Consider the following 20,852-nt stretch of genomic DNA (forward strand, 5'->3'; position numbering starts at 1 on the left):
GATAATATCCATTGTCGGGCTTATTATCGTGCCTGATTCTGTTTTTTGCTTAACGACAAATAGCATAGGCTGCGATTGATGAAGTTATCGAACTATTCTGATGGACGCGACAACAACTTCAATCTTGTTCGGGCTGTCGCCGCCCTTGCAGTGCTGATCACACACAGCTTTGCACTCGCAATTGGCTCCGGTGACGCAGAGCCTTTCAAAGCAAATTTGGGCATGACCATAGGCTCAATAGCGGTCGATATATTCTTCATCACCAGCGGCTTTCTGGTCACATCCAGCCTATTGAACCGACAAAGCATCGTTGAATTTATCCGGGCCAGAGCATTACGAATATTCCCCGCGCTGCTGGTGATGCTGTTCCTGACCGTGTTTGTACTCGGCGTGATTTTTACTTCTTTACCGATTTCCGATTATTTTTCATCAACCAAGACTTATGTTTACCTTGCCAAATGCGCAACCCTGTTTACAGGCGTGACGTATCACCTACCTGGCGTATTTGAGGACAATCCATACAAAAACACGGTGAATGGATCACTTTGGACTTTACCCAAAGAGGTCCGCATGTACGCCATTCTTGCCCTGGTCTGGCTTGGGCTTCGATTTAGCTCAAGGTCACGATCAACCTTGTTCCAGATCATCGTTGTGATATTTTGCTTGTCGTCCGGCATCTACATACTGGCCGAGCACTTCTTTCTTGATTCTGTGAGCCGTTCTGCAAAACTGTTTTTCATGTTTTTTACCGGTTCGGCTTTCTATGTTTTAAGGGAGCACATCGCGCTAAGAGCTTGGCTGTTCTGGTCTTGCGTCATCGCACTGTCAGCCGCCACCCTCAACAAAGATGTTTTCTTCATTGTGTATGTGTTGACCATTGCCTACATCCTGTTTTCTCTGGCGTATGTCCCGTCCGGCATGTTTATCTGGCGTATGTCCCGTCCGGCATGGTCCGCCGATACAACAAACTGGGTGACTACTCTTACGGCATTTATATTTATGCCTTTCCCGTACAGCAGGCGACGGCCGCCTTGATGCCTGGGGTTACTGTGCCGCAAATGATCTGGATTTCAGCAAGCGTCACCTTGTTGTTTGCGACCCTTTCATGGCATGTTTTGGAGAAACGCTGCATCAATCTCAAAACGCGTTATGTCCGAAATGAAAAACCGAGTCAGTGATGATGTTGATGCAAGTCACTCAAAAATTGAGCTTTTATTAAACCCACTGGCCATGTCACAGGATTGAAATGGTTATGCCAAGAACGTTAGCCATGATGCCTATTGCCTACCTGATCTTGATGCTGGTTATGGCAGCGATTCCAGAAGCGTTTGCGTCGGGGAACGTCGCCCCTAAGGCAATCGAAGTTGGCATAGCCGAATGCTCGGACAACAACCTCAATACGTTTATCTGTGCAAGAGAAATAGAACGAAAGGCACTCGCGGACCAGGGCAAACCGATTACTCGTTCTGGCGACACACTCAGCATTGCCATTCAAAACAACACAATCTCACTCGTGGACAACCACAAAGATGGCGTGGACAGCACCATCTTGTACAGCTATCTTGGATACGACCGGAAGTTGGATAGCCACATCCTGTACCTTCAATATTACGAAGGTGGTGCCTACATGGTCATCCATCATCACTCCGGGCATCAAGCGTTCACGTCCGGCTTTCCTTTGGCATCTCCCGATGGGAAACACTTCCTGTCACTTTCAGAAGACATGTTCGCTGGCTACAGCCCTAATAATGTTGAAGTCTGGCAGGTGGTGTCGGGCGAATTCAGCAGGGTCTCAAACTACAAACCTGAGTGGGGGCCGCGCAGTGCCCGTTGGGCAACTGCTGGGCGAGCGCTGGTTGAAAAGCAGTGCTATGCGCCAACGGAGAACAACCCTGCTGGCCTCAAGCCCTGTGGTGTTGCAAGGGTCGAGCGTTCAGGCTCTACATGGGTACTCATCGAATGATCATCGCCATATAGGCTATGTCTATCAACCTTGGCACTATGCGATCCGGGCATTTCCATACCAACTCAATCAGCGCGATCCGCTAAGTTTTCGCACAAAACTCCACCCCAAAAAACTGCTGACCCGCTCGCGTGTCTATCAGGCAGTCGGTACACTCCCCTGGTACCACCTCAATTCTGGAGATTGTTATGGCGGCAGGCACGATCCTTACAGTTCTAGCGAACATCCCCTGGGGCACCGTGGTTGATAATGCCCCCAAGGTGGCCGATGGTGCGGCCAAGCTGTGGAACACGGTGTCTCGCTGGAATAAAGCAGGCACGGCATCAGGCAGCCGCCCCAGCGCCACTGTCAGAACGGGGCTCTCGGACAACGCGTCCCTGGCCGCGCGGCTGCAATCTGCGGAGGAGAGCGTGCAGCACCTCAATCAGCAGATGCAGGCCTCCACGGCTTTGATCAAGGAACTGGCGGAGCAGAACACCTTGCTGGTGCGCCGTGTGGAGCTGCACAGGCAACGCCTGGTGCGGCTCACCATGATCTCAATCGGCGTGGGTAGCCTGCTGCTGGGGCTGAATCTCTACCTGTTGTTGCGTTAGCTTATTGTTGCGCTGGGCTGTTGTTGCAATAGTCCCTTGTGATTGTTGCCCGGCTTAACGGGCACGCTGAACCCTGCTGAAAGCCACCCATGCCTTACCGTGAAATCGCCAGCCTGCTGGCGATCGTGCTGACCTTTGTTGCGTTCTACCCTTATATCTGCGCCATCCGCACTGGTGCGGTGCGCCCGCACATCTTTTCCTGGTACATCTGGGCGGTGACCACCTTCATCGTGTTCTTTGCGCAGCTGAAAGGTGGCGCAGGTGTAGGGGCATGGCCGATCGGGGTGTCGGCGCTGGTGACGCTGTTCATCGCGGTGCTGGCTTACCGCCGACGTGCAGATGTCAGCATCACCCGGCTGGATTGGCTGTTCTTCGTGATGGCCTTATCCTCACTGCCGCTGTGGTTCTGGACCGAAGACCCGCGCTGGGCGGTAGTGATCCTCACCACGGTGGATCTGCTCGGCTTTGCGCCTACGGTGCGCAAGGCCTATGCCGATCCCTATTCAGAATCCATCGTGTTCTTCGGCTTGTTCACCGGGCGCAATCTCTGCGTCATACTGGCGCTGGAGCATTACTCGGTGACCACGGCAATGTTCCCGGTGGCCATCGGTACGGTGTGCGTGCTGATGATGGTGATGCTGGCGCTGCGGCGACGGCAGTTGCTGCGCTAGCTTGTGCTAAAACCAGCCAGCAATTTCAACTTCGTCATGCCTGTGTCACAGCAAGTGAATATGGTGCAGTTTAGATACAGCAAGGAGCGGGCGATGGCATCGAAAATCACATCATCAGGGATCAGCTCCCTGCTTGGTGGCATCATTTTCATCAGCGCGATCACGGTTCATGCAGAACCTGCTGTACGTGGTCCAGAGCAAGTACAAGACTGGCAGAAGACCGGACTAGCGTTTTTGCAAACGGCGGCAGCGCAACAAACCATCAATAAAACTGCAAAAAATATCATCCTGTTCGTGGGTGATGGCATGGGCCTGAGTACTGTCACTGCTGCGCGCATCCTGCAAGGGCAGCAACAGGGCAAACCTGGTGAAGAGAATCAGCTGGCTTTCGAGCGCTTCCCTTATCTAGCCTTATCCAAAACCTACAGCTGGGATCAGCAGACGCCGGACTCCGCGCCCACCATGACCGCGATAGTCACCGGCTACAAAGCGCGCGAAGGCATGTTGTCGGTGAACCATTTAACGGCACGCGCAGAATGCGACGCTGCCAAGATCAGTGCAAACAGCCTGCCTACGCTACTGGAGCAATCTGCACAGGCGGGGAAGGCTACCGGTATCGTCACGACGACGCGCATCACGCATGCCACGCCTGCCGCAAATTACGCACATACCGCGATGCGCGACTGGGAAGCCGATAGCGACCTGCCCCCAAGATGCGGGGTTAAGGATATCGCACGGCAATTGATCGAAGCATCACCCGCTGTTAGAAATTCGCTGAAAGTCGTACTGGGTGGTGGCAGAGCAAAGTTCATGCGTGTGGACCAACTCGATCCAGAATACCCAAACAAGCGCGGTGCCCGTAAAGATGGCCGTGATCTGCTCGCAGAGTGGCAAGCCCTACATCAGCAAGGTGTGTACGTCACCGACAACAAAGGATTCAAGGCCGCAGACTCAGCCCGATTTGATACCTTACTCGGGCTGTTCGAACCTTCGCACATGCAATATGAGGCTGATCGCTTAGCAGACAAGGCTGGCGAACCCTCATTGACTGAAATGACAGAAAAGGCCATCCAACGCCTGCAACGCTCACCCAAGGGCTATTTCCTGCAGATTGAGGCTGGCCGCATCGACCATGCCCATCATGCGGGTAATGCAAAACGCGCGCTGCTGGACACCATCATGCTATCCGATGCCGTAGCGAGAGCACGGGCCATGACCTCGGTTGAAGACACCTTGATCATCGTGACGGCGGACCATAGCCACACCCTGACATTGGCGGGATACCCGCACCGCGGCAACCCTATCCTGGGCGTGGTAAAGGATGTGCCTGAACAGGATGGCGCGCCCGTCAGCGAGAGCAAGGATGAACTTGGCCTCAACTACACCACACTGGGTTACGCCAACGGGCCAGGTGCACAACATCCTCGGCATGCCATTACAGCAGCAGACAGCGAAGATGTGGAATACCAGCAAGCCGCGCTGGTGCCCCTGAAATCAGAGACCCATGGCGGCGAGGATGTCGCCATCTTTGCCAGCGGGCCACAAGCCCATCTGTTCCGCGGCGTGATGGAGCAGAACTGGATCTACTACGTGATGCGCCACGCCTTCGGCTTCTAGCCCGTCAGCACCAGTCCGGGCTGGGCAGCTCGTGGAACACCTGCTTCAGCCCTTCCGCCCAGCCCTTGCGCACCGTGGTGTAATAGGGGTCGGTGTCGGTGATGCGCTGCTTGCAGTTGGCGTGAAAACTGTCGGTGCGGTACAGCAGCAGATCGATGGGTGCGGCCACGGACACATTGCTGCGTATGGTGGAATCGAACGAGATCAGCACGCATTTCACCACGTCCATCATCTCGCTGTTGTAGCGCACCACACGGTCCACGATGGGCTTGCCGTACTTGGTCTCGCCGATCTGGAAATATGGCGTCTCGGCACAGCTCTCGATGAAATTGCCCGCCGAGTAGATATTGAACAGGCGCGGCTTCTCGCCCTTGATCTGCCCGCCCAGCAGGATGCTGGCATTGAAATCGGTGTGATGGTTCTTGAGGTGCTCGGCATCATGTTCAAATACAGCACGCAACTCACTGCCCACCAGATTGGCCACCTCGAACAGGCTGGTGGCATTGTGCAGATGCTTGCCACTGTCGTTCTTCACCGCTTCACGCAGGCGACTGATCACCGACTGGGTGATGGCCAGGTTGCCTGCCGTCAGCAGCGTGATCACGCGTTCACCCCTCACCTCGAACACATTCATCTTGGGGAAGGTGGCCACCTGGTCCACACCGGCGTTGGTGCGCGTGTCCGAAGCGAATACCAGGCCTTCATCCAGTAACAGGGCGATGCAATAGGTCATAATCAGGGCAGGCAGCAGAAAGTAACCCCTGAATCATACGTAGCGCCACGCTCAGCCACAATACGCCGGGGCAAATTTGGCATAAATCGTGCTGCTTGCACAGCGTCCATCCCATTCCACTCCAAGAACCCATAAGAACCCACATGGCCATCCGCGTCGCTCTGCATCACACCACCCGTTACGAATTCGACCGACTGGTCAATCTGTCGCCGCACGAGGTCAGACTGCGGCCTGCCGCGCATGCGCGGACGCCCATCCTGTCCTACTCGCTAAGCGTGACGCCGGAAGACCATTTCATCAACTGGCAGCAAGACCCTTACGGGAATTACATCGCGCGTTATGTATTCCCTGAAAAGGTGCGCACGCTCGAATTCACGGTCGATTTGGTGGCAGACATGACCGTGATCAACCCCTTTGATTTCTTTGTCGAAAAATATGCCGAGCAGTATCCGTTCAAGTACACCCCCCAGCTCAAGTTCGAACTTGGTGCATACCTGAAGCCGGAACCAGTCGGCCCGCTGTTGCAACACTGGCTGGCCGACACCAAAAAGGAGCTGGCGCGCAAAAAACTCAACATCACCGACTTTCTGGTGATGATGAACCAGCGCGTGCAGGGCGACATCGGCTATCTGGTGCGCATGGAGCCGGGCGTACAGACGCCGGAAGAGACACTGGCCAACCGTACCGGCTCCTGCCGTGACAGTGCCTGGCTGCTGGTACAGATCATGCGCCATTTCGGGCTGGCTGCGCGCTTTGTATCGGGCTATCTGATCCAGCTCACTGCCGACATCAAGGCACTGGACGGCCCGTCCGGCACGGAAGTGGATTTCACCGACCTGCATGCCTGGACCGAAGTGTATATCCCTGGCGCAGGCTGGATAGGCGTGGACCCGACCTCGGGCCTGATGGCGGGCGAAGGCCACATTCCGCTGGCCTGTACCGCCATGCCGTCTTCGGCGGCCCCGGTCACCGGCTACACCGATGTGGCCGAAGTCACCTTCCAGCACACCATGAAGATCACGCGCATCCATGAAGACCCGCGTGTGACCAAGCCATACAGCGAAGCCGACTGGGAAAAGATCGTCAAACTGGGTGACCAGGTGGACGTGGACCTGGTGAATCAGGATGTACGCCTGACGCAAGGCGGCGAGCCTACCTTTGTGTCCATCGACGACATGGACGGCCCGGAATGGAACACGCTGGCGCATGGCAAGATGAAGCGCGAGCTGGCAGGCAAGCTGGCGCTGCGCCTGAAACAGCAGTTCGCCCAGGGCGGCCTGCTGCATTACGGTCAGGGCAAGTGGTACCCCGGCGAGCCCTTGCCACGCTGGGCCATCAATATGTACTGGCGCCTGGATGGCAAACCCATCTGGGAAGATGCCAGCCTGTTCTCCGACGAGAGCAAGCCAGACCGGTACACCGCCAAACAGGCGGATAAATTCGCCAAAAACCTGGCCGAAGCGCTGGGCTTGCCCAGAGCCTGCCTGATCCCGGCGTATGAAGATGTGATCCAGCATGCGCAGGATGAAGAGCGCCTGCCGCTGAATATCGACCCGCTGCAGGCCGACCTGAAAGACAGCGAAGAACGCCGCCGTCTGGCGCGCCTGCTGGCCGAGGGCCTGGGCGCCACGGTGGGTTATGTGATCCCGATCAAGCCGCACGAGACCAGCCTGTCCACACACTGGCTCACCAGCAAGTGGCCGTTACGCCGCGAGCACCTGTATCTGCTGGCGGGCGATTCGCCCATGGGCCTGCGCCTGCCGCTGGCTTCGCTGCCCTGGGTGTTGCCCGAGGACATGGACCCGGAGTTTCCGCCCGACCCGTTCGCCGCCCAGGATGTGCTGCCGGACACCAGCAGCCGTCAGGTCACCCGCACCAAACTGAAGTCGCGGCCCAAGCCACGCGAAGTGATCCATACCGCGTTGTGCGTGCAGGTGCGTGCGGGACGCTTGTATGTGTTCATGCCGCCGATGACACGGCTGGAGGATTACCTGAATCTGGTGGCCAGTGTGGAAGCCACCGCCGCCAAACTCAAACTCAAACTGTGGCTGGAAGGCTATCCGCCACCGCGCGATGCACGCGTGCGTCAGCTCAGCGTCACGCCGGACCCCGGCGTGATCGAGGTCAACGTACAGCCTTCGGAAAGCTGGCAGGAGCTGGTGGCCAACACCACGTTTCTGTATGAAGAAGCTCGCCAGACGCGCCTGGGCACCGAGAAATTCATGCTGGACGGCCGCCATACCGGCACCGGTGGTGGCAACCATGCCACGCTGGGTGGCAAGACCCCGGCTGACAGCCCCATGCTGCGCCGCCCGGATCTGCTCAAAAGCCTGATCACCTACTGGCAGAACCACCCGGCGCTGTCCTACCTGTTCTCCGGCACCTTCATCGGCCCGACCAGCCAGGCACCGCGCGTGGACGAAGCGCGTGACGACAACCTGTATGAACTGGCCATCGCCTTCCAGCAGATGGACAAGGTGCTGCCCGAGACCAAGGAAAGCGAGCGCCCCTGGCTGGTGGACCGCCTGCTGCGCAACCTGCTGGTCGATCTCACCGGCAACACGCACCGTTCCGAATTCTCCATCGACAAGCTGTATTCACCGGATGGCCCGACCGGGCGTCTGGGCCTGGTGGAATTCCGCGCCTTCGAGATGCCACCGCATGCGCGCATGAGCCTGCTGCAGATGCTGCTGCTGCGCGCGCTGGTGGCGCGTTTCTGGCGCGAACCGTATCAGGGCAAGCTCATCCACTGGGGCACGGAACTGCATGACCGCTGGATGTTGCCGCATTTCGTGGCGCAGGACATCGCCGACGTGGTGAAAGACCTGCATGCGCATGGCTATGCTTTCGAGCAGCACTGGTTCGACCCTTTCGTGGAATTCCGCTTCCCGCGTTACGGCACGGTGGCTTATGAAGGCATCGAGCTGGAGCTGCGTCAGGCCATCGAGCCTTGGAACGTGCTGGGTGAAGAAGTCACCGGCGGTGGCACCGCGCGTTATGTGGATTCCTCGGTTGAACGCATGCAGCTGCGCGTGCGCGGCCTCACCGACCACCGCCATGTGGTGACCTGCAACGGCAGACCGTTGCCCTTGCAGCCGACCGGCACCGCAGGTGAATATGTGGCCGGGGTGCGCTTCCGTGCCTGGAGTCCCTGGTCGGCGCTGCACCCCACCATAGGCGTGCACGCACCGCTGGTGTTCGACCTGGTGGATACCTGGAGCCAGCGTGCCATCGGTGGTTGCAGCTACCATGTGACGCACCCGGGTGGACGCAGTTATTCCACCTTCCCGGTCAATGCCAACGAGGCCGAAGCACGCCGTTTCACGCGCTTCGTCGGCCACGGCCATACCCCGGGCGTGGCCAAACCACGCGCCGAAAACCGTAATCCTAAATTCCCGTTCACGCTCGACCTGAGGTGGGATGAAAGTTAATATGCTCCCCCTATGTCGCTATTACTAACGAGTTATCCACGCCAGCCTGATCGTCACGACGAATTGCTGACCGAAACGGGCGAACCCCGCCAGCACTGGCAGGCTTTGCTTGAGATGCTGGCCATGGAAGCGCCTGCCGAGATGCGCGAGCGTGCCGAATCGGTGCGCAGACAGGTACGCGAAAATGGCGTGACCTATAACGTCTATGCTGACACCAAGGGCCTGCAACGCCCCTGGGATCTGGACGTGCTGCCATTCATCCTGCCTCACGAGGAATGGGCGGGCATCGAGTCGGCCATCATCCAGCGCGCGCAGTTGCTGAACAGCATCCTGCTGGATGTATACGGCGAGCAGCAGTTACTGCAGCAGGAACAGCTGCCGCCTTCGCTGATCCACGGGCATGCCGGCTTTTTGCGACCCTGTCACGGCATCCGCCATCCGGACGACATCGCCCTGCATTTTTATGCCGTGGATCTGGCGCGTTCGCCTGACGGCAGCTGGTGGGTGGTGGCAGACCGCACACAAGCGCCATCGGGTGCCGGTTATGCGCTGGAGAACCGTACTGTCATCGCCAGCGTGTTCCCGGACCTGTTCCGCGACCTCAACATCCAGCGCCTGAGTGGCTTTTTCAACAGCCTGCGCGACAGCCTCAACCATTGGGGCCGTGAGTGTGCTCAGCGTCAATCGGCACTGGACGCCAGGATCGCGCCGCTCAGTGTAGGTGAACAACCACTCACCGTGCTGCTGACGCCAGGCCCGTACAACGAGACCTATCACGAACAATCCTATCTGGCGGGTTACCTGGGCTTTCCGCTGGTACAGGGCAACGACCTCACTGTACGCAATGGCGTGGTGTGGTTGAAGACCTTGTCCGGCCTGAAGCCGGTGCATGCCATCCTGCGCCGTCTGGATGACGACTTCTGTGATCCGCTGGAACTGAATGCCGACTCGGTGCTGGGCGTGGCCGGGCTGACCGATGCAGCACGGCGCGGCAATGTGCTGATCGCCAACAGTCTGGGCTCCAACCTGCTGCAATCCGGTGCCCTGCTGGGCTTTCTGCCCGGCCTGTGTGAGCGGCTGCTGGGTCAGCCCCTGCAGATGCCATCGGTCGCCACCTGGTGGTGCGGCGAACCGCTGGCGCTGCAATCGGTGATCGCCAATCTGGATACGCTGGTGATCAAGCCAGCCTTCCCGCAGATCCAGGAACGCCCGATCTTTGGTGCCGACCTGGATGCAGAGGCGCGCGCCGCGCTGATCGAGAAGCTGCGTCAGGCACCGCAGAACTATATCGCCCAGGAGATGGTAAACATCTCGCAGGCGCCGGTCTGGGACGGCCATGGCCAGCAGGTCAGCGCACGTGCCGTCGGCTTGCGCGTGTATGCCTGTGCCACCCCACAGGGCTATGTGGTGATGCCGGGCGGGCTGACCCGCGTGGCCACCGGCCTGGACAATCGCGTCATCACCATGCAGCGCGGTGGCACCAGCAAGGACACCTGGGTGACCGCGCCGCACAGCATGGCCTACCGCAGCCTGATCCGCCACACCACCTCCAGCCGCGACCTGGTACGCAGCGATGCGTTCCTGTCCAGCCGCATGGTGGAGAACCTGTTCTGGTTCGGGCGCTACGCCGTGCGCAACCACCATATCGCGCGCCTGCTACGCACCGCCATCCATTACCTGCTGGAGTTTTCACCGGAACACCGTGCGGTGGAATGGCCCACGGTGCAGCAACTGTGTGTGTGGTATGGCCTGATGCCGCCCGACGAAGAAGACGATCTGGGCCACGCCATCCCCACCACGCTCAGCGACGAGGACATCGAAGCGCTGCTGGTGGCGGCGGTGTATGACAGCGGTGCCAATACACTGGCCAGCAATGTGCAGCACTTCTTCCATTTGGCCTTCAAGCTGCGCGAGCGCTTGTCGGACGACAACTGGCGCATGATCAACCAGATGTCGCAGCGCTTCGGGCAAGGTCATGCCGAGCCCACGCTGTCGGATGCGCTGGAGCAGCTGGACGAGACCACGCTGGGGCTGGTGACACTGGCCGGCTTCACGCTGGATGGCATGACGCGCGACCACGGCTGGCGCTTCCTGTCCATCGGCCGCCGCATCGAGCGGCTGCAATTCCTGTGCATCCTGCTGCTGCGCGCCCTGGCCATGCCGGTACAGGCCAATCTGGACTGGCTGCTGGAGCTGACCGACAGCATCGTCACTTACCGTGCGCGTTACAGTGCGCAACCCGAATGGCTACCGGTGCTGGACCTGCTGTTGATGGACGAGAACAACCCGAATGCCATGGTGTTCCAGCTCAAAGGCCTGGCCAAATACCTGGGCCAGATCGGCGCCACCTATAGCAGCGGCGGCGAAGCCGAACGCATCAGCGAACTGCTCACCCAGTTGCGCGGCTTTGATCCGGATGCCACCCTGTGCCAGGGCAACATCCAGCTCATCAACTGGCTCAACGCCACCTACCAGGCCAGCCTCCAGGTGTCCAACCAGCTCAACCTGCGCTTCTTCAGCTATTCGGGACGCTAGCAGACCATGACCACGCTACCCAGCAGCAAACCGACCATGCCGCCATTGCGCTACCACGTTCAGCATGTCACCGAATATGACTACGATCATACGGTGACGCTGTCGCAGCAACTGCTGCACCTGACGCCGCGTGATAGCGCGTATCAGCAATGCCTGTATCACCAGATCCGCATCTCCCCGGCCCCCAGTGAATCAGCCGAGCATGCGGATTTCTTTGGTAACCAGTCACGCTGTTTTGCTATCTATGCGCCCCACGAAGCGCTGCGTGTCAGCGCCGAATTCAGCGTGCAGCTCAGCGCGCGCCCCACCATGGACAGTTTGCCAGCCAGCACGCCATGGACCGTGTTGCGCGATATGTTGCAAGAGCAGGCCAGCCAGCATCTGGAGGCCTGCGCCTACCTGTACGGCTCCCCCAAAGTGCCCTGCTCACCCGCGCTGGCGGACTATGCCAGCCTGGCCTTCACGCCGGACCGGCCGATACTGGACGCCAGCCTGGCACTGACGCAGCAGATCTACCATGATTTTGAATACGACGCCGATGCTACCGATGTCTCCACCCCACTGCATGAGGTGCTGCACAACAAGCGCGGCGTATGCCAGGATTTTGCCCACCTGATGGCAGGCTGCCTGCGTAGCCTGGGGCTGGCGTGCCGTTATGTCAGCGGCTACATCCTCACCAATCGTGATGCGGGCCAGCCCGCGCTGATCGGGGCCGATGCCTCGCATGCCTGGGTGTCGGTGTATTGCCCGCAATATGGCTGGGTGGATTTCGACCCCACCAATAATTGCCTGGTGCAGCATGAACACGTGACCATGGCCTGGGGACGTGACTACACCGATGTCAGCCCGATGCGTGGCGTGGTGCTGGGCGGCGGCGGCCAGCGACTCAAGGTCAGTGTCACGGTCACCGCCATCGGTGACCGTGCGCCGGCCGTGCAGCTGCCGCTGTGAATCTTTTTACTTTGTTGTAATCCGAGTTCATATGGACTATCGCCCACTTGGTTTGACCGACCTCAAGGTCTCCGCGCTGTGTCTGGGCACCATGACCTTTGGTGAACAGAACAGCGAAGCCGAAGCCCATGCGCAACTGGACTATGCGCGTGCGCACGGCATCAATTTCATCGACACCGCCGAGATGTACCCGGTGCCACCCAAGGCCAGCACCTTCACGCGCACCGAAAGCATCGTCGGCAACTGGTTGAAGCGTCAGCCCCGCGAGCAGATCGTGCTGGCCACCAAAGCGGCCGGCCCGCGCCGCAACATGCAATGGATACGCGGTGGCCCGCCCCATCTGGACCGTGCCAATCTGCGCGCAGCAGTGGATGGCTCGCTGCAGCGCCTGCAGACCGACTACATCGACCTGTATCAGCTGCATTGGCCGGAGCGCAATGTGCCCATGTTCGGCCAGTATCAATTCGACCCGGCAGCCGAGTTCGACGAGGCGGGTGAGCAAAGACCATGGGTGTCTATCCATGAGCAATTACAGACGCTGGACGAACTGGTGAAGGAAGGCAAGATCCGCCATTTCGGTGTGTCGAACGAGCACGCCTGGGGGGTGATGCAGTTCCTGCATGAAGCGGAGAAACACGGCCTGCCGCGTATCGCCAGCATCCAGAACTGCTACAACCTGATCAACCGTGGCTTTGAATTCAGTCTGGCCGAGATCAGCTACCGCGAGCAGGTCAGCCTGCTGGCCTACTCGCCGCTGGCGTTCGGGCATTTGAGCGGCAAATACCTGCCGGGTGGCGATGGCGAGGGCCGTGCCACGCTGTTCAAAGGCTTTGCGCAACGCTATGAAAAACCCAATGTCGCACCCGCCTGTGCGGCCTATGCCGAACTGGCAGCGGAGATCGGCATGCAGCCAGCCGAGCTGGCGCTGTCGTTCGTATACCAGCGCTGGTTCGTGACCAGCACCATCATAGGCGCCACCAGCATGAAGCAACTGCAGCAGAACATCGCCGCCTGGGACAAACCCTTGTCAAAAGAAGTACTGCAGGCCATCGAGGCCTTGCACCTCCGCTACATGAACCCGGCACCTTGATACAAACAAAAACGCCAGCTGACTTAGCTGGCGTTTTTTGTGGCTTGGTCAGCGCTGGCTGACCGGTATCTGTCTAGCGACTTATTTGCTGGCCAGCGCCTGTGCTTCCAGCACGCCTTCTTCCATGCCGGCCGCTTCGGTGAGTTTGGCGACATTGTCCTTGGTGAAAAAACCGTCGAAATCCCCATAACGCTGCACATACTCGATGATCAGGGAGGAATGCTCGGAGGCATTGGAGAAGATCTGCTTCAAGCCTTCTTCGCGTGAGCCGATCACGTCCAGCAGGAAGCCCTTGCCCTGCTCGGCGATGGATTTCACCACATACTCGATGTTCTCCATGCCGTCACGCTCGCCGTCCTTGACCGAGATGGCCACGTGATGCAAACGCGGACCGTAATTGCGCACAAAGGTCTCGGTCGGCGATGGCAGGTGTTCAAGGTGGTTCACGAAATACGGCGTGTTATTGGCGGTGAACACCTTGGCCGGGCTTTTCGATTCCGGGATGGGGTGCACACTCTTGGTGACGTTGGTGGAGGAGTTCTGGTCCCAGATATTGTAAGCACCCCAGAAGTAGTAACTCGACCAGGACAGGTATTCCAGGATGGCCACTTCACGGTTCTGGCTGTAGACGCGGGTGGCCAGGTGGTCCACCGGCAGCAGCAGATCGTCGATCTTGAGCTTTTCCTGGAGAACTTTGGCGGCCTCGTAGGCTTCCTGTACATCGTGACGGATCGTGCTCATGCCCAGGGCATACACGCGCAGTTCTTGCGGCTTGCGCTCCAGATAAGCGACGATGTTATGGGTGTAGGGTGAAGGCTTGCTGACCGCCAGATTGCCCGGCATCTCCAGCTTGCGGATCTCGTCCTGGCTGAAAAAGCGGAACTCGCGTTCCTGCTGCAGCTTGACCACGTCGTGCAGGCTGTCCACGCGCAGGATCTCGCCCATGTAGCGGCTGTTAGGCTTGCGCGCCCCCACCGGGTACACCTCGTTAAGGGCACGGAAGATGCCGCGCAGGTTGGGGTCTTTGACCTCGCGCACCAGCAGGTCGGGCGAATTAAGGTCGATGCGCAGGATATGCGTCCAGTGCGATTCGCTCTCCAGCGTGACCAGGTAGTGGTACGAGGTCATCAAGGCCAGCTCGGCGATGTACTGGATGGAATGGCCGGGGTCCACCGTGATCATGAGCGCGTCGATCTCGTGGATCATGCTGGTCAGGCCGATGCGGTCACGCTCTTCCAGCAAACGTACCAGATATTCTTCGAAGAACGGCGAGTTTTCCTTGTCGCCGTGGCGGACGTGGCCCAGCGAATTGATGGCCTGCGTGAGTAGATTCATGGTGCTGCCTATTGTTGCGATTGTTGCATTTGCTTGGGGCTGATACGTACGGAGGCATCCATGTGCTCCTTGCCACCACCGGAGCGCACACCGCTGACCGGGCAGGCTTCACGGTAATCCAGGCCCACGGCCAGACGCACATGCACACCATTGGTGAGGCAGCCGTTCGAGACATCGTAACTGCGCCAGCCCAGGCCATTGAGCCAGACATCGGCCCAGGCGTGGCTTTCCATGAGGCTGCCATCGGCCGTGAACAGATAACCGCTGACATAACGTGCGGGCATGCCCAGATGACGGCAGCAGCTCAGGAAGATATGCGCATGGTCCTGACACACGCCCTTGCCCTGAGCGAAAGCGCTGGCGGCCGTGGTATCCACCGCGGTACTGCCTTTCACATAAGGCACCTGCTCGACGATGCTGCGCATCATGTCTTCCACCCAGGCGGTGTTTTCACCTGAAACGTGGGCGGCGTAATCATTGGCAAAACGCTGCAAGGTCTGGTCAGCCTGCGTCAGCGGCGTGTCGCGCAGATAGATCTCCAGCGGCAGTCGGCTCTCGGTGCTGGTCTGTGGCAGACCGGTCTCCACCTCGCCAACGGCGACGATGCTGAGTTCGTGATGCGGACTGTCCAGCACCAGCGTATGCGCGATGTTGCCATGCGGGTCATCATAGCGATGCAAGTGTCCGTTGACGCGGATATCCCAGCGCTTGACGCGCTGACCGAAGCCATCGCGCGGAGTCAGGCGCAGCTGCTGGATGGTGTAGTTGACGCTTTCCGCATACTCGTAACGGGTGCGGTGTTCAATATTCAGTTCCATGCGTCGATTCTTAAGATTAGGCCGCTAGAGTCAGGCTGCTTGCGCGTTAAGGAAGCTGCGCTGGATCTCCAGCCCCAGGTTATTGTTGCCGACCACAAAATCTTCGAGGAACTCGTGCAAACCGCCCTGGAAGATCTCCTCCATGCGGCCATAACGCAGACGCGCATGCAGCTCGCCCGCCACACGCAGGCATTCACTGTTACGCCGCCCGGGCAACTGGTCAAGGATGGCCGTGATCTCGCTGAGGCAGGCGTGCAGTGAGCGCGGCATGTCCTGACGCAGCACCAGCAACTCGGCCACGCGCCAGGGTTCTATGCTGTCACTGAACACTTTCTGATAGGCCTGGAATGCAGACACGGAACGCAGCACCGCGCTCCATTCATAGTAATCCACCGCACCGCCGATCTCTTCATCATTGGGGAGCAGCAAATGATATTTCACGTCCAGCAGGCGTGCGGTGTTGTCGGCGCGTTCGATGAAGGTGCCCAGGCGCAGGAAGCGGAAGGCATCGTCATGCAGCATGGTGCCGAAACTGACGCCACGGAACAGGTGCGAGCGTGACTTCACCCAGTCGCAAAACTCATGCAGATGCCCTTCCAGCAGGCGCATGTCCTGGAATTGTGCGAACTCCAGCCACAGGCTGTTGATGTTCTCCCAGGTCTCGGACGAGATCGCGGCACGCACTGCACGGGCATTTTCGCGGGCACTGAGCAGCGCACTGTAGATGCTGGATGGGTTGCGCGGGTCCAGCGCCAGAAAGTGGATCACCTCGTTGGCCGTGATGGTGTCGTGCAAGTCCTCGTAGGCGGTGACGGCACCGGCGATCTCCAGGGCCGGGCCCCACAAAGCCGCTTCACTGGCAGCCGCATTGGGCACCAGCGACATGTTGTCGGTCACGTCCAGCACACGGGCCATGTTCTCGGCACGTTCAATGTAACGTGCCATCCAGTACAGGTGATCTGCGGTTCGACTAAGCAATTTCACCTCCTAATGTTGATACAGCGCGGAATGATGTAACGGGTACTGCCTGAGGCAGGGTGCCGGCAGACCCATACCTTGTTGCTGCGATGGCGCTAACTGTGGTTAAGCCAGGGTGATGCATGCCGGCATAGGCTGCCTTCATGACCGCAATCTTCATAACCGCAATGACAAGCAGCGACATCACCAGAAATACCATCATCAATTCAATACCCAGGTGTCCTTGGTGCCACCGCCCTGTGAGGAATTCACCACCAGCGAGCCTTCTTTCATGGCCACGCGGCACAAGGCACCGGGCACCATGCTGACCGACTTGCCGGACAGCACAAAAGGCCGCAGGTCTACATGGCGCGGTGCCAGCCCCTGCGCTACCAGCGTGGGGCAGGTGGACAGGGCCAGCGTAGGCTGGGCGATGTAATTGCTGGGGCAGGACAGGATGCGCAGACGGAACTCGTCCAGCTCCTTGCGGCTGGCAGCCGGTCCGACCAGCATGCCGTAACCGCCCGAGCCCTGCACTTCCTTGACCACCAGTTCGGCCAGATGGTCGAGCACGTATTGCAGCTCGTCCGGCTTGCTCAGCTGATAGGTCGGCACGTTATTGAGGATGGGCTCTTCGCCAAGATAGAAGCGGATCATGGCAGGCACATGAATATAAGTGGATTTGTCATCCGCCACGCCGGTACCGACCGCATTGGCCAGCGTCACGCCGCCGTTGCGGTAGACCGTCATCAGGCCGGGCACGCCCAGCATCGAATCCGGGTTGAAATTGAGTGGGTCGATAAACTCGTCGTCGATGCGGCGGTAGATCACATCGACACGCTTGGGGCCTTCGGTGGTGCGCATGTAAACGGCGTTGCCGCGCACGAACAGATCCTGTCCTTCCACCAGCTCCACGCCCATCTGCTGGGCGATGAAAGCATGTTCGAAGTAGGCGCTGTTATAGGCGCCTGGCGTCATCAGCACCACCGTGGGTTCCTGGATGCCAGGCTGGGCCACGGCGCGCAGGTTGTTGAGCAGCATGTGCGGGTAGTGTTCCACCGGGGCCACCGAGTATTTACGGAACAGCTCCGGGAACAAACGCATCATCATGCGCCGGTCTTCCAGCATGTAGGACACGCCGGACGGCGTGCGCAGGTTGTCTTCCAGCACATAGAACTGGTCTTCGCCGGTACGCACGATGTCGATGCCGGCGATGTGCGCATACACGCCACCCGGCACATTGACGCCTATCATCTCGGGCCGGTATTGCGGATGCGCGAGGATGGAGTTGGGTACCAGACCGGCACGCAGGATGTCCTGCGAGTGGTAGATGTCGTGCAGGAACATATTGAGCGCACGCACGCGCTGCATGGCCCCGTCCGACAACAGCTTCCACTCGCGTGCAGCCAGCAGTCGCGGCACTACATCGAACGGGATCAGCCGTTCCTTGCCTGCGGTCTCGCCATACACATTGAAGGTGATGCCAACCCGACGGAACAGCAGTTCGGCTTCCTGCCGCTTGCTTTCCAGTTGTTCTGGCGGTGTATTACTCAGCCAGTCAGCGTAGGCCGCGTAGATATCACGCGCCACGCCATCCACCAGCATTTCATCGAAAGGGAGTTTGACTTGCATGTTCATAACCAACTGTTGCAAGCCGTGTGCCAAGGCATGATCTGTTATGAATCATGGAGTTAAAATTCATCTAAACGGGCAAATGTAGAGAACGCACCGAGATGGGGCGTGCAGCTGGAGCATGATGTGTGCCTTGGTGCATGGCAGCTTCAATCACGCCCTGAACGCCAGATCGAGATCACCAGACCGATGCCGATCAGGAAAGCCAGGAAGAAGCCCATAAAACCGAATGCGGGCAGACCGAACAGCGTGGGGCCGCCCTTCACCGTCATGACGATGGAGGAGCCTACGATCAGCGCTGCACTGATCAGCGCCATGGTCAGCCGGTTGGTACTGTGGTCGAGCTGATGACCGAAATGGTCCAGGCGCTTCAGATCCAGATTGAGCTTGAGACGGCCACGTGCACCTGCCCGCAACAACTGCGAGATATCGCCGGGCAGGCCGCTGGCGGCACTCATGGCGCGCGTCAGGCCGCGTCTGCCGCGCTTGAGCAATGCGCCCGGACGGTAGCGGTCTATGATGATCTTTTTGACGATGGGCGTGAGGTGACCGACGATCTGGAAATCCGGGTCCAGCTGACGCCCCAGGCCTTCCAGCGTGACCAGCGCCTTGAACAGCATGGTGAGGTCAGGCGGCACCGCCAGCTGGTTCTCGCGCATGATACTGGTCAGATCATTGAGCAGCACACTGAAGCGCATGTGCTTGAGCGGCGCACTTTCGTAACTACTGATGAATTCGTCGATATCGGCACTGAGGCGGCTCTCGTCGATGTGCAGCTCTTCCTGGCCGCTATCGCCCGCCCACTGGATCAGGATCTCGCGCAGGGTCTCGATATCACGCGACACCAGCGCCGCCAGCATGTCGGCGATCTGGCCGCGGCGTTCCATGGTGACACGCCCCACCATGCCGCAATCGATGATGGCCAGCCGGTTGTCCTGCAGGAAGAAGATGTTGCCGGGATGTGGGTCGGCGTGGAAAAAGCCGTCGATGAGCACCATCTTGAGCACGGTGCTGGCCCCCAGGTCGGCCAGTCGCTTCAGGTCCAGCCCGGCGGCACTGGCGCGCTCCAGCTCGTTGGCCGGGATGCCGTCGATGTGGTCCATGACCAGGATGCGCTCGCTGGTGTAATCCCAGTGGATACGCGCAAAACTGACGTTGGGGTCGGTACTGAAATTTTGTGCGAAGCGTTCGGTGTTACGCCCCTCCATGGCCAGATCCAGCTCGCGCAGCAGAGATTTGGAGAATTGCGACACGATCTCGGTGGGACGGAAGCGCGCGGCTTCGGCGAACTCCAGTTCGATCAGGCGTGCCAGTTGCGCCAGCAGGCGCAGGTCGGCCTCGATACGGGCGGTGACATTGGGGCGACGGATCTTCACCACCACGCGCGTGCCATCATGCAGGCGCGCCAGATGGACTTGGGCGATGGAGGCTCCGGCGATGGGCACGGCTTCGAATTCGCGGAAGATGATAAACGGAGAGTTACCCAGCGCGGCTTCCAGATCCGGCATCAGCTCGCTGAGCGCTACAGGTGGTACCTGATCCTGCAGTTTGGCGAACTCGTCCACCCATTCCGGAGGGAAGATGTCCGGCCGCGTGGCCAACACCTGGCCGAGTTTTACAAAAGTAGGCCCCAGCTCCTGAAGCGCCAGACGTGCACGCACCGCCGAGGGCAGCGTCATCATCTCCTGTGAGGTTTTAGAACTGAGCGCCTTGCCGGTCCAGGCGATGATGCTGCCCTTGCCCAGACGACGTGCCACATCGCTCCAGCCGTAGCGCATGAGTATGCCGGCGATGGTGCGTAACCGTTTGAAATCCCGTAACAAGGCCAGCGTATTCCTGATCATGAATGCAGTTGCAACCTGTAGAAGTGGGTTCCTGTTGATTTTAACCCAGTACACAAACTATTCCGTCAAACAATTTGGTACAAATGCATTTACAAACCGAATCGCTATCTCTTAGAATCGTCCCATGATTCTCAACTCAGCTCGTTCACAATGGCTGTACAGCACCCTGCTAGCCGGGCTGTTGGCGCTGAGTCTGCCGTTCTCTGCCGCACAGGCTGACAACGTCGAGCTGTCCGTGCAGGCCTCCCCCGATGTGGAAAAGAGCTGGTCCGAAAAGACACAGGAAGTGTTGTTCAAGGCGCTTAGCCTGAGCGGCATACGCTATCGCTATGGCGGCACCTCACCCGACACCGGTTTCGATTGCAGCGGCTTTGTGCGCTATGTGTTCCAGCAGGCCGCCAGCCTGTCGCTGCCACATGGCGCGCGCTCCATCAGCCAGATGGGCGAGTTCGTCTCTAAAGAAGAGCTGCAGCCCGGTGATCTGGTGTTCTTCAATACCCTGCGCTCCGCGTTCTCGCATGTGGGCATCTACATCGGCGATAACCGCTTCATCCACGCGCCCAGCTCCGGCGGTGGCGTCAAGATCGTGGACATGAACGAACGCTACTGGGCCAACAGCTACAACGGCGCACGCCGCATCGAGCACGACAAATAAAGCAGCCGCGCCATAACTGAAACAAGG

16 protein-coding genes are annotated in these 20,852 nt (G+C 59.1%); 10 read left to right on the forward strand and 6 right to left on the reverse strand.

Features of this window, described 5'->3' with window-relative positions; translation table 11 throughout:
• Positions 1–78 precede the first annotated feature (78 nt).
• The 5 genes from ED236_RS07585 to ED236_RS07605 all read left to right on the forward strand — a co-directional run bounded on the left by ED236_RS07585 (position 79) and on the right by ED236_RS07605 (position 4,844).
• Complete coding sequence (locus ED236_RS07585; protein ID WP_123237352.1) at positions 79–1,035, forward strand: acyltransferase family protein; 957 nt, start codon at positions 79–81, stop codon at positions 1,033–1,035.
• Positions 1,036–1,252: 217 nt separating this feature from the next.
• Positions 1,253–1,963: a hypothetical protein gene (locus ED236_RS07590; RefSeq protein ID WP_123237353.1), complete on the forward strand. Its 711-nt coding sequence runs from the start codon at positions 1,253–1,255 to the stop codon at positions 1,961–1,963.
• Between the two features lie 188 nt (positions 1,964–2,151).
• Entirely contained in the window at positions 2,152–2,556 is a 405-nt protein-coding gene (locus ED236_RS07595; RefSeq protein WP_123237354.1) for a hypothetical protein, read from the forward strand.
• Positions 2,557–2,645: 89 nt separating this feature from the next.
• Positions 2,646–3,227: a hypothetical protein gene (locus ED236_RS07600; protein ID WP_123237355.1), complete on the forward strand. Its 582-nt coding sequence runs from the start codon at positions 2,646–2,648 to the stop codon at positions 3,225–3,227.
• Between the two features lie 93 nt (positions 3,228–3,320).
• Positions 3,321–4,844, forward strand: coding sequence for an alkaline phosphatase family protein (locus ED236_RS07605; RefSeq protein WP_123237356.1), 1,524 nt, complete (start codon positions 3,321–3,323; stop codon positions 4,842–4,844).
• 4 nt (positions 4,845–4,848) lie between these two features.
• Here ED236_RS07605 and ED236_RS07610 read toward each other — a convergent pair whose 3' ends face one another.
• Positions 4,849–5,577: a proteasome-type protease gene (locus ED236_RS07610; protein WP_123237357.1), complete on the reverse strand. Its 729-nt coding sequence runs from the start codon at positions 5,575–5,577 to the stop codon at positions 4,849–4,851.
• 143 nt (positions 5,578–5,720) lie between these two features.
• On the opposite strand from ED236_RS07610, the gene ED236_RS07615 reads away from it, so the two are divergent.
• Genes ED236_RS07615 through ED236_RS07630 form a run of 4 tightly spaced genes read left to right on the forward strand, consistent with a single transcriptional unit; the run spans position 5,721 to position 13,584 of the window.
• Positions 5,721–9,008, forward strand: coding sequence for a transglutaminase family protein (locus ED236_RS07615; protein WP_123237358.1), 3,288 nt, complete (start codon positions 5,721–5,723; stop codon positions 9,006–9,008).
• Between the two features lie 12 nt (positions 9,009–9,020).
• The gene (locus ED236_RS07620; protein WP_123237359.1) at positions 9,021–11,543 is read left to right on the forward strand and encodes a circularly permuted type 2 ATP-grasp protein; all 2,523 of its coding nucleotides are present in this window, start codon (positions 9,021–9,023) and stop codon (positions 11,541–11,543) included.
• A gap of 6 nt (positions 11,544–11,549) precedes the next feature.
• Positions 11,550–12,494 carry a transglutaminase family protein gene (locus tag ED236_RS07625; protein ID WP_240032071.1) on the forward strand — a complete coding sequence of 315 codons (945 nt, stop codon included), beginning with the start codon at positions 11,550–11,552 and terminating at the stop codon, positions 12,492–12,494.
• Between the two features lie 31 nt (positions 12,495–12,525).
• Positions 12,526–13,584 carry an aldo/keto reductase gene (locus ED236_RS07630; RefSeq protein WP_123237360.1) on the forward strand — a complete coding sequence of 353 codons (1,059 nt, stop codon included), beginning with the start codon at positions 12,526–12,528 and terminating at the stop codon, positions 13,582–13,584.
• 81 nt (positions 13,585–13,665) lie between these two features.
• Here ED236_RS07630 and ED236_RS07635 read toward each other — a convergent pair whose 3' ends face one another.
• The 5 genes from ED236_RS07635 to ED236_RS07660 form a co-directional block, all read right to left on the reverse strand.
• Positions 13,666–14,919, reverse strand: coding sequence for a hypothetical protein (locus ED236_RS07635; protein WP_123237361.1), 1,254 nt, complete (start codon positions 14,917–14,919; stop codon positions 13,666–13,668).
• An 8-nt stretch (positions 14,920–14,927) separates the two neighbouring features.
• Positions 14,928–15,737 carry a transglutaminase family protein gene (locus ED236_RS07640; RefSeq protein WP_123237362.1) on the reverse strand — a complete coding sequence of 270 codons (810 nt, stop codon included), beginning with the start codon at positions 15,735–15,737 and terminating at the stop codon, positions 14,928–14,930.
• Between the two features lie 30 nt (positions 15,738–15,767).
• Entirely contained in the window at positions 15,768–16,715 is a 948-nt protein-coding gene (locus tag ED236_RS07645) for an alpha-E domain-containing protein (RefSeq protein WP_123237363.1), read from the reverse strand.
• 201 nt (positions 16,716–16,916) lie between these two features.
• Positions 16,917–18,332 carry a circularly permuted type 2 ATP-grasp protein gene (locus tag ED236_RS07655; RefSeq protein ID WP_123237365.1) on the reverse strand — a complete coding sequence of 472 codons (1,416 nt, stop codon included), beginning with the start codon at positions 18,330–18,332 and terminating at the stop codon, positions 16,917–16,919.
• Positions 18,333–18,475: 143 nt separating this feature from the next.
• On the reverse strand, positions 18,476–20,170 hold the full coding sequence (locus ED236_RS07660; RefSeq protein WP_123237366.1) for an ABC1 kinase family protein: 1,695 nt from the start codon (positions 20,168–20,170) through the stop codon (positions 18,476–18,478).
• Positions 20,171–20,294: 124 nt separating this feature from the next.
• Between ED236_RS07660 and ED236_RS07665 the strand changes: the two genes are divergently transcribed.
• The gene (locus ED236_RS07665; RefSeq protein WP_123237367.1) at positions 20,295–20,825 is read left to right on the forward strand and encodes a C40 family peptidase; all 531 of its coding nucleotides are present in this window, start codon (positions 20,295–20,297) and stop codon (positions 20,823–20,825) included.
• Positions 20,826–20,852 lie beyond the last annotated feature (27 nt).

Source organism: Pseudomethylobacillus aquaticus, assembly GCF_003730115.1.
Lineage (GTDB): Bacteria > Pseudomonadota > Gammaproteobacteria > Burkholderiales > Methylophilaceae > Pseudomethylobacillus > Pseudomethylobacillus aquaticus.